The sequence below is a fragment of the Mycobacterium sp. 852002-40037_SCH5390672 genome (genome assembly GCF_001665875.1).
Classification (GTDB): domain Bacteria; phylum Actinomycetota; class Actinomycetes; order Mycobacteriales; family Mycobacteriaceae; genus Mycobacterium.
Genome location: NZ_LZTA01000045.1, coordinates 40,638 through 56,408, shown reverse-complemented (window position 1 = coordinate 56,408; position 15,771 = coordinate 40,638). Strand labels below are relative to the sequence as shown.

At 66.7% G+C, this 15,771-nt stretch carries 16 protein-coding genes; 13 read left to right on the top strand and 3 right to left on the bottom strand.

The genetic code is table 11. From position 1 onward, the window contains the following. Both A5782_RS08210 and A5782_RS08205 read left to right on the top strand, forming a co-directional pair. Window positions 1-533: pitrilysin family protein (locus A5782_RS08210; protein WP_197694154.1), on the top strand; the 533-nt coding region annotated here is incomplete at its 5' end. Window positions 534-537: 4 nt separating this feature from the next. Then, on the top strand, window positions 538-1,563 hold the full coding sequence (locus tag A5782_RS08205) for a nitronate monooxygenase (RefSeq protein ID WP_067097674.1): 1,026 nt from the start codon (window positions 538-540) through the stop codon (window positions 1,561-1,563). 15 nt (window positions 1,564-1,578) lie between these two features. On the opposite strand, the gene ald is transcribed toward A5782_RS08205, so the two are convergent. Beyond that, window positions 1,579-2,694 carry an alanine dehydrogenase gene (gene ald, locus A5782_RS08200; protein WP_067097671.1) on the bottom strand — a complete coding sequence of 372 codons (1,116 nt, stop codon included), beginning with the start codon at window positions 2,692-2,694 and terminating at the stop codon, window positions 1,579-1,581. A 90-nt stretch (window positions 2,695-2,784) separates the two neighbouring features. Here ald and A5782_RS08195 point away from each other — a divergent pair, with 90 nt between their 5' ends. From A5782_RS08195 to A5782_RS08175, 5 genes are all read left to right on the top strand, one after another. Continuing rightward, window positions 2,785-3,246, top strand: coding sequence for an SRPBCC family protein (locus tag A5782_RS08195; protein WP_067097668.1), 462 nt, complete (start codon window positions 2,785-2,787; stop codon window positions 3,244-3,246). Between the two features lie 24 nt (window positions 3,247-3,270). After that, on the top strand, window positions 3,271-4,734 hold the full coding sequence (locus A5782_RS08190) for an NAD(P)/FAD-dependent oxidoreductase (RefSeq protein WP_067097666.1): 1,464 nt from the start codon (window positions 3,271-3,273) through the stop codon (window positions 4,732-4,734). 124 nt (window positions 4,735-4,858) lie between these two features. Next, on the top strand, window positions 4,859-5,767 hold the full coding sequence (locus tag A5782_RS08185; protein WP_067097663.1) for a metal-dependent hydrolase: 909 nt from the start codon (window positions 4,859-4,861) through the stop codon (window positions 5,765-5,767). Window positions 5,768-5,771: 4 nt separating this feature from the next. Continuing rightward, window positions 5,772-7,529 (top strand): SDR family oxidoreductase, encoded by a 1,758-nt coding sequence (locus A5782_RS08180; RefSeq protein WP_067097660.1) that lies wholly within the window; start codon window positions 5,772-5,774, stop codon window positions 7,527-7,529. Between the two features lie 12 nt (window positions 7,530-7,541). Continuing rightward, on the top strand, window positions 7,542-8,618 hold the full coding sequence (locus A5782_RS08175) for a PDR/VanB family oxidoreductase (RefSeq protein ID WP_067097698.1): 1,077 nt from the start codon (window positions 7,542-7,544) through the stop codon (window positions 8,616-8,618). A 17-nt stretch (window positions 8,619-8,635) separates the two neighbouring features. Here the strand turns inward: A5782_RS08175 and A5782_RS08170 are convergent, their stop codons facing one another. After that, window positions 8,636-9,202, bottom strand: coding sequence for a TetR/AcrR family transcriptional regulator (locus A5782_RS08170; protein ID WP_156623854.1), 567 nt, complete (start codon window positions 9,200-9,202; stop codon window positions 8,636-8,638). Window positions 9,203-9,400: 198 nt separating this feature from the next. Here A5782_RS08170 and A5782_RS08165 point away from each other — a divergent pair, with 198 nt between their 5' ends. Next, entirely contained in the window at window positions 9,401-10,408 is a 1,008-nt protein-coding gene (locus tag A5782_RS08165) for a Rieske 2Fe-2S domain-containing protein (RefSeq protein ID WP_067097655.1), read from the top strand. Beyond that, window positions 10,405-11,487, top strand: coding sequence for a dihydrodipicolinate reductase (locus A5782_RS08160; RefSeq protein WP_067097652.1), 1,083 nt, complete (start codon window positions 10,405-10,407; stop codon window positions 11,485-11,487). Before A5782_RS08165 ends, A5782_RS08160 begins: the two co-directional genes overlap by 4 nt. A gap of 5 nt (window positions 11,488-11,492) precedes the next feature. Here A5782_RS08160 and A5782_RS08155 read toward each other — a convergent pair whose 3' ends face one another. Further along, on the bottom strand, window positions 11,493-12,851 hold the full coding sequence (locus A5782_RS08155; RefSeq protein WP_067097649.1) for an HNH endonuclease signature motif containing protein: 1,359 nt from the start codon (window positions 12,849-12,851) through the stop codon (window positions 11,493-11,495). Window positions 12,852-13,209: 358 nt separating this feature from the next. Here A5782_RS08155 and A5782_RS08150 point away from each other — a divergent pair, with 358 nt between their 5' ends. From A5782_RS08150 to A5782_RS08135, 4 genes are all read left to right on the top strand, one after another. Continuing rightward, the gene (locus A5782_RS08150; RefSeq protein ID WP_067097695.1) at window positions 13,210-13,770 is read left to right on the top strand and encodes a hypothetical protein; all 561 of its coding nucleotides are present in this window, start codon (window positions 13,210-13,212) and stop codon (window positions 13,768-13,770) included. 87 nt (window positions 13,771-13,857) lie between these two features. Next, window positions 13,858-14,595 (top strand): 4-hydroxy-tetrahydrodipicolinate reductase, encoded by a 738-nt coding sequence (gene dapB, locus A5782_RS08145; RefSeq protein WP_067097693.1) that lies wholly within the window; start codon window positions 13,858-13,860, stop codon window positions 14,593-14,595. Next, a complete protein-coding gene (locus A5782_RS08140) occupies window positions 14,592-15,056 on the top strand; it encodes a hypothetical protein (protein WP_067097646.1) in 465 nt (154 codons plus the stop codon). Before dapB ends, A5782_RS08140 begins: the two co-directional genes overlap by 4 nt. After that, on the top strand, window positions 15,053-15,508 hold the full coding sequence (locus A5782_RS08135; RefSeq protein ID WP_067097644.1) for a flavodoxin family protein: 456 nt from the start codon (window positions 15,053-15,055) through the stop codon (window positions 15,506-15,508). Before A5782_RS08140 ends, A5782_RS08135 begins: the two co-directional genes overlap by 4 nt. Window positions 15,509-15,771 lie beyond the last annotated feature (263 nt).

Here is a 15,771-nt window from a genome sequence, read left to right as displayed (position 1 = left end):
TATGCGATCGTCGGCAGCGTCAGATGTGTATAAGAGACAGGCTCCCACCCGCGCTGGGCGGCGGCCTGAGTTCCCGGTTGTTCCAGCAGGTTCGAGAGCTTCGCGGGCTGGCGTACTCGGTCTACTCGACGGTGGACGTCTTCGCAGACAGCGGCGCGCTGTCGGTGTATGCCGCCTGCCAGCCCGAGCGCTTCGCCGACGTCATGGCGGTGACCAGCGACGTGCTCGACTCGGTGGCGCGCGACGGCATCACCGAGTCGGAATGCCGCATCGCCAAGGGATCGTTGCGCGGCGGTCTGGTGCTGGGCCTGGAGGATTCCAGCTCGCGGATGAGCCGGCTGGGCCGCAGCGAGCTCAACTATGGTAAACACCGCAGCATCGAGCACACCCTGCGGCAAATCGATCGGGTGACCGTCGAGGACGTCAACGCGGTGGCCCACCGGCTGCTCGGCCAGCGCTACGGCGCCGCGGTTCTGGGCCCCTACGCGGCCAAACGGTCACTGCCCCAACAACTTCGGGCGATGGTAAATTAACCCAATGGTACTGGGCTTTTGGGACATCATGGTGCCCATCGTGGGCGCGCCCATGGCCGGCGGGCCGGGGACTCCCGCATTGGCGGCGGCGGTGTCCAATGCGGGTGGGCTCGGTTTCGTCCCCGGCGGGCATCGCAGCGCCGAGCAGTTCGCCGCCGACATCGCCGCGGCGCGCAAGGCCACCACCGGCCCGCTCGGAGTGAACTTGTTTGTGCCCCAGCCCAGCGTCGCCGACTGGGTGGCCCTGCACTATTACGCGGCAGAACTCGAAGAAATCGCCGAGCACTACCAGGTCGAGGTCGGTCACCCGGAGCACGGCGACGACGACGACTGGGAGCGCAAGCTCGACGTGGTGGCCGACGTCCGGCCCGAGCTGGTGTCTTTCACCTTCGGCGTGCCGCCGCCCGACGTGATCCGGCGGCTGGGCGCGCTGGGACTGCTGGTGATGGTCACCGTGACATCGGCCTACGAGGCGGGAGTGGCCGTCGCGGCCGGCGCGGACAGCCTGGTGGTGCAGGGCCCCGCGGCCGGTGGGCATCGCGGCACGTTCGCGCCCGACATGGAACCCGCCAACGAGTCGCTGCATCAGCTCATCGATCGCATCCGCAATGCCCATGACGTCCCGATCATCGCGGCGGGCGGGCTGGGCACCGCCGACGAAGTCGGGGCGGCGCTGCGCAGGGGAGCGGTGGCGGCCCAGGTCGGCACCGCGCTACTGCTGGCCGACGAGGCCGGCACCAACTCGGCGCACCGCGTCGCACTGAAGAACCCGCTGTTCGCCACCACCGTTGTCACGCGGGCGTTCTCGGGCCGCTACGCGCGCGGTCTGGAGAACGACTTCACCCGCACGCTCGATCATGTGGCGCCGCTGGGTTACCCCGAGGTGAACCAGATGACCTCACCGATCCGCGAAGCGGCCGCGGCCATCGAAGATCCGAACGGGATGCCGCTGTGGGCCGGGACGTCGTTCAAGAATGCCTGCGCGGGCCCGGCGGCCGACATCATCGCCAATCTTGCCGCCACCGGTTAGTCCCGCGCACACCGGTCAGCCCAGAACGCCGGCCGGGTCGGTGAACGGCAGGCCGAGGTCGGCGGCCACCTGTTCGGACAGCAGCCCACCATCATGCGTCGAAAGTCCTTTGGCCAGGGCATGATCCGACCGGCACGCCGCCTGCCAGCCGCGGGCGGCGAGCGCCAGCACGTACGGCATGGTCGCGTTCGTCAGCGCCACCGTCGACGTCTTGGGCACCGCGCTGGGCATGTTCGCCACGCAGTAGAACACCGTGTCGTGCACCGCGAAGGTGGGGTCATCATGCGTGGTCGGCCGGGAGTCCTCGAAACAACCGCCCTGGTCGATCGAGATGTCCACCAGCACCGCACCCGGTTTCATCTGCGAGACAAGGGAATTCGAGATCAAATTGGGCGCCTTCGCGCCGGGTAGCAGCACGGCGCCGATGACCAGGTCGGCGCGTTTGACCGTGCCCTCCAGGTCATAAGCCGACGAGTAGCGGGTGCGGACCTGACCGGCGAACTCCGCGTCGAGCAGCCGCAGCTTGTTGATGTTGACGTCGAGAACCGAGACCGCCGCCCCCATGCCGCCGGCGACCCGGGCCGCGTTGTAGCCGGCCGTCCCCGCACCGACCACCACGACGTCGGCGGGTTTGACGCCCGGCACACCGCCCATCAGCACGCCGCGCCCACCGTGGGTGCGCATCAGGTGATAGGCCCCCACCTGAGCGGACAGCCGGCCGGCAACCTCACTCATCGGTGCCAGCAACGGCAGTGCGCCGTCGGCGGTTTGGACCGTTTCGTAGGCGATGGACGTCGTTCCGGACGTCAACAGCGCTTCGGTGCACGCACGCGACGCGGCCAGATGCAGATAGGTGAACAGGATCTGGTTGCGCCGCAACAGGTCATACTCGGCCGGGACCGGTTCTTTGACCTTCAGCAGTAGGTCGGCCTCGGCCCAGACCTGTTCGGCCGTATCGGCCAGTTGGGCGCCCGCCGCCTTGAACTCGGAATCGGAGATCGCCGACCCGTCCCCGGCGCCGGCCTGCACCAGCACCTCGTGGCCGCGGCGAGTCAGCTCGGCGACGCCGGCGGGGGTGATGGCCACCCGAAACTCATTGGTCTTGGTCTCGGTCGGTACGCCGACTCGCATGATCGCCCCTCGGTTGCCGGTTCATAGTCAAGTGTGAAGAAAGTTTGCGCAGGCCGCAAAGGCTGGGTGTTTGCTGGCTATGATCGGCGAATGACCGACCCGTGCGTTAAGGCCAGCGTGCAGATCGACGCCCGGCCCGACGTGGTGTACCGGCTCATCACCGACCTGCCCACGCTGGCTGAGCTGGCCGAGGAGGCGGTGGCGATGGAGTGGCGCAAAGGCGACGCGGTGCGCCCGGGCGCCGTGTTCACCGGTCACAACGAGAGCGGTGGCCGACGCTGGAGCACCAAGTGCACGGTCATCGACGCAGAACCGGGTCGTCGCTTCGCGTTCGACGTGAGCCACACCATTTTTCCGGTCGCCCGCTGGCAATACGACATCGTCGCGACCGGCGGCGGATGCGAGGTCACCGAAAGCACCTGGGACCGCAGGCCCGGATGGTTCCGCAAGGTCGCCGGTAAGGCCACCGGCGTCAGCGACCGGGTGACCGCCAACACCGAGCACATCCGACTCACCTTGCAGCGCCTCAAGCAGCGCGCCGAAACCGACTAGCCGAAGAACGCCCCGGAGTTTGCAATGACGCGACGCGATCCCGCCGTAGCCGTCATCGGAGCCGGCATGTCCGGGCTGTGTGTCGCAATCGCCTTGCTGCGCAACGGTATCACCGATGTGACCATCTATGAGAAGGCCGACGAGGTGGGCGGCACCTGGCGGGACAACACGTATCCGGGCCTGGTCTGCGACATCCCCTCGCGCATCTACCAGTACAGCTTCGCCAGAAACCCCGACTGGTCCCACCTCTTCTCGCCCGGGGGCGAAATCCAGGCCTATTTCCGAGAGGTCGCCGACCGTTACGCCTTGCGGGAACGGATCCGATTCGGCACCGAGATCGTCCATGCGCGTTTCGACGACGGCAGCTGGGTGCTGCGTACCGACGCCGGAGAGGAAAAGAGGGTCGACTTTTTGATCTCGGCCACCGGCGTGCTGCATCACCCGCGAATGCCATCGATCGCTGGATTGGATGACTTCGGCGGCAACGTTTTTCACTCGGCACGCTGGGATCACAGCGTCGACGTGCGGGGGCGCCGGGTCGCGATCGTCGGCAACGGGTCGACGGGCGTACAGCTGGTGTGCGGTCTGGCCGGGGTGGCCGGCCACGTCGCGCTGTTCCAGCGCACCGCGCAATGGGTGCTACGGCTGGCCAATCCCCGCTACAGCGGCTTCACCGGGATCACCCGAAGAAAAATGCCGTGGCTCGATGGGTTGGCGTACCGCATTTACAGTCTGGGATACGACTACTTCTCGGTGGGACTGACCAAGCCGGGTCTGCGCCGAAAGATCATGGCGGCGCTGTGCCGCGCCAGCCTCTGGGAAATCCGTGATCCCGAGTTGCGGAGGTCTCTGACCCCCCACTACACACCGGCCTGCAAACGACTGGTGATGTCGAACGGTTTCTACCGGGCGATGCAGCGCGACGACGTCGAACTCGTGACGGCGAGCATCGATCACGTGGAACGGCGCGGCATCGTCACCGGCGACGGCGTCCTGCATGACGTGGACGTCATCGTGCTCGCCACCGGATTCGACACGCATGCGTTCTTTCGGCCGATGGAGCTGATCGGTCGGGACGGCATCTGCGCCAACGACGTCTGGCGCGACGGGCCCCGGGCCTACCAAACCGTGGCGCTGTCCGGCTTTCCCAACTTCTTCATGATGCTGGGTCCACACAGTCCGGTGGGCAACCTTGCGCTGACGACCGTGGCCGAATCGCAGGCCGACCACATCGTTGGCTGGGTCGAGCGCTGGCGCCGCCGCGAATTCGACACGGTCGAGCCGACGGCCGCGGCGAGCGAGCGTTTCAATGCGAAGCTGCGCGCCGCGATGCCGGACACCGTGTGGACCACCGGCTGTCACAGCTGGTACCTCAACAAGGACGGCGTGCCTGAGGTGTGGCCCCTCACTCCGGCCGAACACCGCCGGATGCTGGCGAACCCCGACCCCGGCCAGTACCACCTGCGTCGGCACGTCGCGGCCCGCTGAGGACACTCACGGAAGAACCCAGTACCGGCGGTTTCGCATATCTTGGCCGCGTACCTATACTTGGGACGCGCGACGTCCGCCGCAACACTGTGATTCAGGGCTAAACGCCGAGGTAGGGGGCACGATGCTGACCGTCAACGACCAGGCGGCGGGTCCACACGACGCCTGGCTGGACCACGAGCGACTGGTGCTCGAGGCGCGCGATGTGGACTTCGACTGGTCACAGCTGCCGTTCCACTACGTGCCCGGTGAGCCGTTCGCCACCCACGTCCTCAACGTGCTGCACCTGCTGCTGCCCGCCGGCGAAGAGTTCTTCGTCGAGGTGTTCAAGCAGACGTTGCCCCTGATCAAAGACGACCAGCTGCGGCTGGATGTCCAGGGGTTCATCGGCCAGGAGGCCGTGCATTCGCAGGCCCACGCGAACGTGCTCGCCCACTTCGCCGCGCGCGACATCGACCTGACCCCATACACCGGCCAGATCAAGTGGCTGTTCGACAAGCTGCTGGGACCCCGGCCCGACTGGCGCCGGCGCCGCCGGCAGAGCTGGCTGCTCGAGCAGGTTTCCCTCGTCTCCGCCATCGAGCACTACACCGCCATTCTGGGGGAGTGGATTCTCGACTCGCCGGCCCACGACAGGATCGGCACCGATCCGGTGATGCTGGACATGCTGCGCTGGCACGGCGCCGAAGAGGTCGAACACAAGGCTGTGGCCTTCGACACCATGAAGCATCTGCAGGCCGGCTATTGGCGCCGGGTGCGTGCCCAGCTCGTCGTGACGCCCGCCATGCTGCTGTTGTGGGTTCGCGGCGTGCGGTTCATGTACTCGCTGGATCCCCAGCTCCCGAAGCACACCAAGCCGCGCTGGCGGGACTACTTCTTTGCGGCTCGCCGCGGTTTGGTGCCGGGCCCGCTGCGCTTCATCCGGGCAATCGTCAACTACTACCGGCCGGGCTTTCACCCCTCGCAGCTGGGCGGGCTCGGGCTGGCCGTCGACTACCTGGCCGTCTCACCCGCCGCGCGCGCCTCGCACTGATCCGATGACCCTCACCACGAGCATCACCGCCAGCGACGGCGTCACGCTGGCCGTGCACCGCTACACCGACATCGACCCGGCACGCCCAACCATCCTGGCAATCCACGGCTTTCCCGATAACCACCATGTCTGGGACGGCGTGGCCCAGGAGTTGTCCGGCAGGCCCTACAACGTCGTGGCCTATGACGTGCGCGGGGCCGGTGAATCGACCCGTCCGGCAAAGAGATCCGGATACCTCTTCGCTCAACTGATCTCCGACATCGGTGCGGTGATCGACAGCCTCGGCGTCGGGCGCGTGCATCTGCTGGCCCATGACTGGGGATCGATTCAGGCGTGGGCGGCGGTCACCGACGAATCCGTGGCGGGCAAAGTCGCTTCCTTCACCTCGATCTCAGGCCCGCACCTGAACTATGCCGGCGCATTTCTGCGCTCGGCTCGCACCCCGCGGGCCGTGGCTCAAGTCATCAGACAACTGATCTCGTCAGGCTATATCGGTTTCTTCTTGTGCCCGGGCGTGCCGGAACTGTCGTTTCGCTCGAGGGTCGGAATCAAAGTCGTTGAGGCCCTTGAGCGCATCGGCCGATCGAGCACGCGCAGTCAACGCCGCGACACCATGCGTTCGGTCACCGATTATGTCCACGGGCTCAACCTGTACCGGCAGAACATGCCGGCTCCGATGCTGGCGCCGGCACGTCAGCTCCCCATGACCACGGTCGCGGTCCAGACGTTGGTTCCGCGTCGGGACATCTTCGTCACGCCCGCGCTGCAACGGTTCACCGGGGCAATTCCCCACGGCAGCAGGGTGATTGAGATCGAGGGTGGGCACTGGGTGGTGACGTCGCGTCCGGATGTCATCGCCCGGCTCACCGTGGAATGGGTCGACCGGAGCGTCGGCGGCGCGGCCGTCAACGGGCCGGCCGAGGTGCGCGGCGAGCGGCGCGAGGTGCGCGGCAAACTCGCCCTGGTCACGGGATCTGGTGCCGGGATCGGCCGGGCCACGGCGGTGGAACTGGCCCGTCACGGCGCCCGCAAGGTCGTGCTCGCCGATCGTGATGTGGCGGCCGCCAACGAAACCGCCGACGCCGTGCGCGCCGCGTGCGCCGAGGCCGCGGTCTACCAGGTCGACGTCAGCGACGAGGCCGCCATGAATGACCTTGCGGTGCAAGTGCGCAACGAACACGGAGTGGTCGATATCCTGGTGAACAACGCCGGCATCGGGATGGCGGGCCGGTTCCTGGAGACAAGCTCGGCGAACTGGGAAGACATCATGGGCGTCAATGTCGGTGGTGTCATCCTGGGCAGCAGGGCTTTTGGGGAGCAGATGGTCGAGCGCGGCGAGGGCGGAACGATCATCAACATCGCTTCGGCGGCGGCCTACCTACCGTCGAAATCGATGGTCGCCTACAGCACAACCAAGGCGGCCGTGCTGGCGCTCAGCGAATCATTGCGGGCCGACTTCGCCGACGAGGGGATCAGCGTCACGGCGGTGTGCCCGGGATTCGTCAACACCAACATCGCCAAGAACACGATTTACGCCGGGATGAGCGCGGACCAGCAGGAGCTGGCGCGGGGGAAGGCCGACGCCGCCTACCGGCGTCGCAACTTCACCCCCGAAGCGACCGCCAAGGCGATCGTCAAGGCGGTCAAGACCGGTCCGGCGGTGTTGCCGGTCGCCGCGGAGTCGCGGATCGGCTACGCGATGCGGCGAATCAGCCCGGGAATGATCCGGCTGTTCGCGCGCTTGGACATTCGGCAAAAGTAGAGAGTGGTTTCGGTGCCGGAGAGCATTTGGGCCAGCAGACCCGCCGACCTGTATGGGCGGCGCGACCATGACCGTTTCGGGTCGTTGTTGTGGGGTGTGCGGGCGGTATTCGAGGGCTTCGCCTCGGTGTCACGCTGGTCGCCGTCGCGGATTACGCCGGTGCAGCGCAAGCTGACCGCGGTGGTGACCAAGCGCGAACTCGTCGCGCCGGACGTCGTCGCCTTGACCCTGGCTGAGCCCGACGGCGGCTTGCTTCCGTCCTGGACGCCCGGCGGGCACATCGACGTGCTGTTGCCCTCGTGCCGGCGCCGGCAGTACTCGCTGTGCGGTGCTGCGGGGCGGCGCACCGACTACCGCATCGCCGTGCGCCGCATCGCCGGCGGCGGAGGCGGATCCATCGAGATGCATGAGGCTTTCGACGTGGGCGACACGCTCCGGTTCGAAGGCCCGCGCAATGCGTTCTATCTCGGCACCGCCGAGCAAGAGGTGTTGTTCGTCATCGGCGGTATCGGGGTGACACCCATTCTGCCGATGATCCAGGTGGCCGCGCAGGGCGGTATCAATTGGCGCGCAATCTATACCGGTCGCAGCCGCGAGTACATGCCGCTGCTCGACGAGGTGGTGTCGATGGGACCGGACCGGGTGACGGTGTGGGCCGACGACGAGCACGGCCGCTTCGCCACCGTGGCGGAGCTGTTGGCCGGAGCGGGGCCGGCGACCGCGGTCTACGTGTGCGGGCCAAGCGGCATGCTCGAAGCTGTCCGGATTGCCCGCAACGAATATGGGAGTGCGCCACTGCATTACGAGAGGTTCAGCCCGGCGCCCATCGTCGACGGGCTTGCGTTCGAGTTGGAGCTCGCGCGATCCCGGCAGGTGCTCGCGGTACCGGCGAATCGGACGGCACTCGACGTCATGCTCGATCGAGATCCGACGACGCCCTACTCGTGCCGGCAAGGATTCTGCGGGACATGCAGGGTCAAAGTGCTTGCCGGACAAGTGGATCACCGGGGCCGCACCGCGGCGGGCGATGACGGCATGCTGGTGTGTGTCTCGCGGGCCGTCGGCCGGCGAGTCGTCATCGACGCTTGAGGCGACAGTGCCAGGCCTTACGGCCGGGACCGCTCGAGGTAGGCGGCCAGGGCATTCGTCAGCCCGCGGCGCGCCATGTCGAGGTCGGCGTAGGAGCCCAGTTGACGCTCCGACACCAGACCGCGCATCGCGCCGGGGATCAGGGCAGCCACCTCGCGGACCCGATCCGGGTCGACGTCCAGACCGGCGAATGCGTGCTGGCAGGTCTCCAGCCAGCTTTTGCCCCAGGAAAACAGCTCGGCGGCCGTGCGCGGATAAAGCCGCTCGAGCTCGTCGGGATCGCGCGGCAGCGCGGCCCGCAGATTCTCGATCGCACGTGAATCCGGCGATGCCAGGCCCCGGTAGAGGGTGTCGATGATGGCGCCGACACGCTCACGCAGTGGCGCCTCCGGCGAGATCGGTGCCGACAACGTCGCGGCGCGCCGCTCGGCGGTCCGGTGCAGTACCGCGGCCCAGAAACCGTCGGTGTCGCCGAACTGATACTGCACCGCACCCCAGGTCGCGCCGATGTCCTTGGCGATGCGGTTGGCCGATACCGAGCCCGGCTCGCCGGAGGACAGCGAGCGCAGCGCGGCCTCGAGCATGCTTTCGCGAGTCGCATGGCCACGCCGGTTGGGGCGTCGGCCCGCGATTCCGGCCGCACTGCTCTGAGTTGCCATTTGTCGATCTTATCCACTGGCGCCGGGGTCCGACGAAGAGTTTCATAGAGGGTACTTTGATTTTGTCCATGGCGCGGCCTATCATTCGGACCCGAGGGAAGGCAGCTCACTGGGGAGGGCTCGATGGCTAAGCCACCGTTGTCGATGAAACCGACCGGCTGGTTCCAGGTCGCCTGGTCCGATGAGATCGGCGTCGGGGACGTGCACAAAATGAAGTACTTCGACCAGGAGATGGTCGCCTGGCGCGCCGAATCCGGTGTGCTCACGGTGATGAACGCCTACTGCGAACACCTGGGCGCACACCTGGCCTATGGCGGCAAGGTCGTCGGCGAGGCGCTGCAGTGCCCGTTCCACGGCTGGCAATGGAGCCAGGAGGGCCGCAACGTCTGCATCCCGTATCAGGATCGGCCCAACCGCGGCCGGCGCATTCGCACCTACCCGGTGGTGGAGCGCAACGCGTCGGTGTACATCTGGCACGACCTCGAACGCCGCGAACCCTACTTCGACGCGCCGGACGTGTTCGCCGCATTCGACGACGGCAGCAGCGCGGACGATTACTATCCGCAGCAGCGGCTGTACCGGGAGACCCTGGAACTGCACCCGCAATACGTGCTGGAAAACGGCGTGGACTTCGCACATTTCAAGTATGTGCACAACACCCCGATCGTGCCGGTGTTCACCCGCCACGACTTCGCCGAGCCGGTGTCCTACGTCGACTTCACCATCACCTTCGAGGGCGATGACGGCCAAAAGATCGAGGACGTGAACAGCGGCGTCCAAGCCATCAACGGCGGTCTGGGAATCGCGGTGACCAAGAGCTGGGGCATGATCGACAACCGCACCATATCGGCGGTTACCCCGGTCGACGAGTCCACCTCCGATGTCCGCTTCATGGTCTACATCGGCCGGACGCCAGGCATGGATCCCGTCCGAGCCGAGCGCAAGGCGGCCGAATTCGGACGAGAAGTAATCCGGCAGTTCGAGCAGGACATCGAAATCTGGCGGCACCAGCGGTATTCCGATCCACCGGCGCTTGCCCCCGACGAGCAGGAGGGCTTCACGGCAATTCGCCAGTGGGCCAAGCAGTTCTATCCCGGGGCGTTCGCATCGCAGGAAGGAATAAGGCAATGAGTACAACACCCGTTCGCGTCTTTCAGGTCGGAAGCGGAAACGTCGGCTCGGAGATGATCAAGCGGATCGCCACCCAGCCGGACATCGAACTCGTTGGCGTGCACTGCTATTCGCCGGAGAAGGTCGGCAAGGACACCGGCGAGTTCGCCGGCCTGGCGCGCAACGGGGTGGCGTTCACCGGGACGGTCGAGGAGATCATCGCCGCCAAGCCGGACGTGCTGACGTTCCACGGGGTGTTCCCCGACGAGGATCTCTACGTCAGAGTGCTCGAGGCGGGCATCAACGTCGTCACCACCGCCGACTGGATCACCGGCTGGCACCGCGACAAGAACCACCCGCACCCCTCGGGCAAGCCGGTGAGCCGGCTCCTGGCGGAGGCCTGCGAGAAGGGCGGCGCGACGTTTTACGGCACCGGAATGAACCCGGGGCTGAACCAGATCCTGGGCGTGGTGTGCTCGGCCGACGTCGCCGACATCGAGAACGTCACCACCATCGAATCGGTCGACGTGTCGTGCCACCATTCCAAGGACACCTGGATCGAGGTGGGGTACGGCCAGCCGGTTGACGATCCCGAAATCCCCTCGAAGCTCGAAAAGTACACTCGCGTGTTCGCCGACAGCGTGTACATGATGGCCGACTGTTTTGACCTGCGGCTCGACGAGGTCAAGTTCAGCTACGAGCTGGGCGCATGCACCAAGGACGTCGACCTGGGTTGGTACACGCTGCCCAAGGGTTCGCTGGGCGGTAACTACATCAAGTACCAGGGCATGGTCGACGGCGTGCCGCGGGTCGAGACGCACCTGGAATGGCAGATGACCCCGCACACCGATCCCAGCTGGAATATCAAGGGCTGCTACATCACTCAGATCCAGGGCGATCCGTGCATCTACAACAAGCACATGATCTTCCCGAAGCCCGGCGTGGACCTGTCCAACCCGGACAACTTCGCCTCCATCGGCATGACCGTCACCGGCATGCCGGCACTGGCTTCGATCAAGTCGGTGGTTGCGGCGCCGCCGGGACTGATCACCAGCGCCGACCTGCCGCTGCGCGGTTTCGCCGGGCGGTTCAAGAGGTAGGGCGGTCACGGCGACGCGCCGCCGCTGAACAGACGCTCTGGGTGGTGAAAGTCGTTGGTGTGCACACCGCGGTCTAGCTGCGCCGGCGGTATCCACTCGGTGCCGCCTTGGGAAGTTCTCCTTGTCCGCCAGCCCTTTTCGGCCAGCTTGTGGTGTGGCACGCAGGCGAAGGTCAGGTTGTTCGCGTCGGTAGTGCCGCCGGCGGCCCACTCGTCGAGATGGTGCACTTCGCACCAATAGCCCGGTGCGTCGCAGCCCGGGTGGGTGCAACCGCGGTCCTGCGCGTACAAGACGATGCGCTGGTCCGGCGTGGCAATGCGCCGCGACCGGCCGAGATACAGTGGGCGGCTTGAATGCTCGTCGAACACGGCGAGGTAGTGGTAGGCGTGGCGGGCCATCCGGATCACATCGCGCATGGGTAGCAGCGTCCCGCCGCCGGTGACCGCCCTACCGGCGCCCGACGTCAGGTCCTGCAGCGTGGTCGAGACGATGACGGTCACCGGCAATCCGTTGTGCTGACCGAGTTTCGGATCACCCAACTGACCGCGCACCAGGGCGTTGAGTGCGTCGTGCTGGCGCTGCGTGGGGGTGCGCAGATCTCGCCTGGCGCTCTCGTCATCGGGTGCACCTGCGACGCAGGGTGTTTGATCGTCCGGATTGCACATGCCGGGGGCCGCGAACCGGGACAGCCAGGCATCGAGGTTGGCGCGCAGCTCCGGAGACGCAACCAGCTTCGCGATGCTCATCCCGTCGGGCCGCTGGCCGCACCAGGTGAAGCCACGCCGGCGGGCGCGGTCGACGTCGGAGAACTTTCCGTCGGGGTTGATCCGCAGGGCGCACTGGTGTGCGATCTTCTGCAGCTGATCGGGGCGCAGCTGCCGGGCTTGTCCGGCCAGGAATCGCTCGGCGTTCTCCACCGTGGCAGGGGGTATCGACTCCGGGAGCTCCTGGACAAACGTTTGGATGACACGTAGGTGCTGACCGTCGAGCAGCCCGTCTCGCCACGCCACGGCCGTCGCCGGCAACTGCGGCGGTAGCTCCTGGCCGGTCAGGGTCAAGCGGGGAGACAACTCGTTGGCCTCGCGAAGCCGGCGGCACGCTTCGGCATAGCTGATCCGCAGCCAGTCGGCGACGACTTTGTGCACCGGGCCGCCTATGCCGGCGGGATCTTCCTTCGCCAAGCCCGCAATCACGTCGTGGCTCAGCGCAATCTGTCGCCGGCGCGAGGCTTCCATCCGTTCGAGCACGCGTAACCGGACGGCGGGGCTCAGCACATCGAAGTTCAGGTTGCGGATCGCCGCGTCGGCGGCGTCCTGCGCGTCCAGGGCGGCGGCCACGTCCGCCGGAACTGCGATCGAATGCATGTTCGAATTTTATGTCCGCGGCACGACGCGGGAAACGGACCGCGGTGCAGCTGTGGATGAATCCCGAACTGTGGACAACGCGCCCGGTCTCTCCCTCATCCCTCTGTAGGTTTCTCGGCCACCGAAGTACGGGGTCGGTCGGAGTGAGGCCACACGGACGGCGATAGTCTTTGGTGCGATTCGAGTTCAGCCGCAACGGGATTCGCTGTTCGTGCAACCGGGCACCACTCGGCGGCGGCAGGCCTGCTGGTGAGCGTGCTCCTGCCACTTGAGCAAACGGGCCAAGCCAGGATCGGCTTGACGCGGACGTCAGATAGTCCCGCGTTTTTTGTGGCAGCGCGGCGGGTAACCACCCGTGGTGCGCGCGGGATTTGTAATTGCGGCAGCCGCGGTCGCCGTGACCATCGCCGCATGCTCGTGTCCCACCGGTTGGGCCGACCCGACGCCGGAGAGTCCCCCGTTCCCGATCGGTCAGATGGGCGTGCCCGTCCAAGCGCGGGCGGCCAGCGGCGCGACAGCCGACATCACTGTCAACAGCGCAACGTGGTTACCGCCGGGGTGCGCCTCTCATTTTGCGAGTCCGACGCCTGGCTCCGCATGCAACGTGGTGGAACTGACTATCACCGCGACGTCCCACCGGTTCTTCCAGGTCGACCACTCCCATGTATTTGCCGGATACGGCGGCGGCAATCAGCCGTGGACCCATCCCGGCGATGCGCCCCAGCCAGCAACGTTAGCGGTCGACTTCCAGAGGCTCCAGAAGATGCCCCCGCTGCAATCGGGCGGCCTTCACGATGGGCAGACCGCACATGGATTCGTCGGCTTCGTTATGCCGACGGCAGGCGACCTGTACATCACGATCAACGACCCCGAGCAACGCGCTCCCTACACCGAAGCGGGCTTATTCGTCCACACCTGATCGGGGCGAGAAACCCATGTTGGAGTTGTCATGAAGCAACTCGACGCACGCCGCGACGCAGAAAGGCCCCGGTCTAGGGTGAAGACCATGCGGGTAGGAGTGCTGGGAGCCAAGGGCAAGGTCGGATCGGCGATGGTGGCCGGCGTGCAGGCCGCCGAAGATCTGAGCTTGTCGGCCGAAGTGGATGCCGGCGATTCGATGAGCCTGCTGACCGAGGGAAACACCGAAGTCGTCATCGACTTCACCCACCCCGACGTGGTGATGGACAATCTGAAGTTCGTCATCGACAACGGAATTCACGCCGTCGTGGGAACCACCGGCTTCACCGCCGAGCGGCTGCAGCAGGTACAGACCTGGCTCGCCGACGGCCGCGGCACGTCGGTGCTGATCGCGCCGAACTTCGCGATCGGGGCGGTGCTGTCGATGCACTTCGCCAAGCAGGCCGCGCCCTTCTTCGACTCGGCCGAGGTGATCGAGCTCCATCACCCACACAAGGCCGACGCCCCGTCGGGCACCGCGACCCGCACGGCGAAACTGATCGCCGAGTCGCGAAAAGGCTTGCCACCCAACCCCGATGCCACCAGCACCGGTCTGCCGGGCGCGCGCGGCGCCGATGTCGACGGCATTCCGGTGCACTCGGTGCGGCTGGCCGGGCTGGTCGCTCATCAGGAGATCTTGTTCGGCACCGAGGGCGAGACGCTGACCATCCGCCACGACAGCCTGGACCGGACCTCGTTCGTGCCCGGTGTGCTGCTGGCGGTGCGTCGGATCAAGGAACACCCCGGCCTGACCGTGGGTCTCGAGGCCCTGCTCGATCTGCAATGAGCGACGCGGGCCGCGCCGTGCGCATCCAATTGCTCGTCGCCTTCATGTGCGTTGCGCTGTTGGTGTACTTCGTGCTGTTGGGGCGCGTGGCCGTCGCGATGATCGGCTCCGGCCGGCCCGCCGCCGTCGGCCTGGGACTGGCGGTGTTGATCCTGCCCGTGGTCGGGCTGTGGGCGATGATCGCCACGTTGCGCGCCGGATTCGCTCACCAGAAGTTGGCCCGGCTGATCGCGGCCGACGGAATGGAACTGGACACCAGCGCGCTGCCGCGCCGGCCGTCGGGCCGCATCCAGCGCGAGGCGGCCGACGAACTGTTCGCCACGGTGCGCACCGAAGTGGAGGACCAGCCCGACGATTGGCGGCGCTGGTATCGGCTCGCCCGAGCCTATGACTATGCGGGGGATCGCCGCCGCGCCCGCGAGGCCATGAAGACAGCACTCAGCCTGCAGAGCCGCCAATGAGCAAGACGCTGCTGCTCGTGCACCACACGCCGTCGCCGCACACCCACGAGATGTTCGAGGCGGTGGTCTCGGGTGCCACCGACCCCGACATCGAGGGCGTGGAACTGCTGCGGCGCCCGGCGTTGACGGTCTCGCCGGCCGAGATGCTGGCCGCCGACGGTTACCTGCTGGGCACCCCGGCCAACCTCGGCTACATCTCGGGCGCCCTCAAGCACGCGTTCGACTGCGCCTACTACCAGCTGCTCGACTCCACTCGTGGGCGACCGTTCGGGCTGTACCTGCACGGCAACGAGGGCACCGAGGGCGCCGAGCGGGCCGTCGACACCATCACCACCGGGCTGGGCTGGTCCAAAGCCGCTGCGACCGTGATCGTTTCGGGCAAACCCAGCAAGGAAGACCTCCAAGCGTGCTGGGAGCTCGGGGCGACCGTCGCCGCCCAACTGATGGATTGATGCCCAAAACCGCTCAGGGCGAGGGCGTTTCACCGTGTTCCCGAAAGCCCGGCTCGACCTGCGCCGAGGCAGCGGGCCCGACGCTGTGCATTGTCCTGAGAAATGCCGAACCCATTTCGGGGTGGGCGGTCGCTTCCGACATGGGGTGCGAGGTTATGGGACGAGCCGTCAAGACGGCCGGGTCCGCCATGTGGAATCGCTCGCCGGGACGGTCGAACGGCGTTGCTATCGGGTCGAAATTGATCTCGGTGAGTTGAGTCTGG

Excerpts from the sequence above, each read along its gene's own strand:
- A5782_RS08185 (WP_067097663.1), top strand. The coding sequence starts at position 4,859 with ATGCTGACCGTCAACGACCAGGCGGCGGGTCCACACGACGCCTGGCTG.
- A5782_RS08205 (WP_067097674.1), top strand. The coding sequence starts at position 538 with ATGGTACTGGGCTTTTGGGACATCATGGTGCCCATCGTGGGCGCGCCC.
- A5782_RS08140 (WP_067097646.1), top strand. The coding sequence starts at position 14,592 with ATGAGCGACGCGGGCCGCGCCGTGCGCATCCAATTGCTCGTCGCCTTC.
- A5782_RS08180 (WP_067097660.1), top strand. The coding sequence starts at position 5,772 with ATGACCCTCACCACGAGCATCACCGCCAGCGACGGCGTCACGCTGGCC.
- A5782_RS08195 (WP_067097668.1), top strand. The coding sequence starts at position 2,785 with ATGACCGACCCGTGCGTTAAGGCCAGCGTGCAGATCGACGCCCGGCCC.
- A5782_RS08135 (WP_067097644.1), top strand. The coding sequence starts at position 15,053 with ATGAGCAAGACGCTGCTGCTCGTGCACCACACGCCGTCGCCGCACACC.
- A5782_RS08155 (WP_067097649.1), bottom strand. The coding sequence starts at position 12,851 with ATGCATTCGATCGCAGTTCCGGCGGACGTGGCCGCCGCCCTGGACGCG.
- A5782_RS08160 (WP_067097652.1), top strand. The coding sequence starts at position 10,405 with ATGAGTACAACACCCGTTCGCGTCTTTCAGGTCGGAAGCGGAAACGTC.
- A5782_RS08190 (WP_067097666.1), top strand. The coding sequence starts at position 3,271 with ATGACGCGACGCGATCCCGCCGTAGCCGTCATCGGAGCCGGCATGTCC.
- A5782_RS08170 (WP_156623854.1), bottom strand. The coding sequence starts at position 9,202 with ATGCTCGAGGCCGCGCTGCGCTCGCTGTCCTCCGGCGAGCCGGGCTCG.
- ald (WP_067097671.1), bottom strand. The coding sequence starts at position 2,694 with ATGCGAGTCGGCGTACCGACCGAGACCAAGACCAATGAGTTTCGGGTG.
- A5782_RS08165 (WP_067097655.1), top strand. The coding sequence starts at position 9,401 with ATGGCTAAGCCACCGTTGTCGATGAAACCGACCGGCTGGTTCCAGGTC.
- dapB (WP_067097693.1), top strand. The coding sequence starts at position 13,858 with ATGCGGGTAGGAGTGCTGGGAGCCAAGGGCAAGGTCGGATCGGCGATG.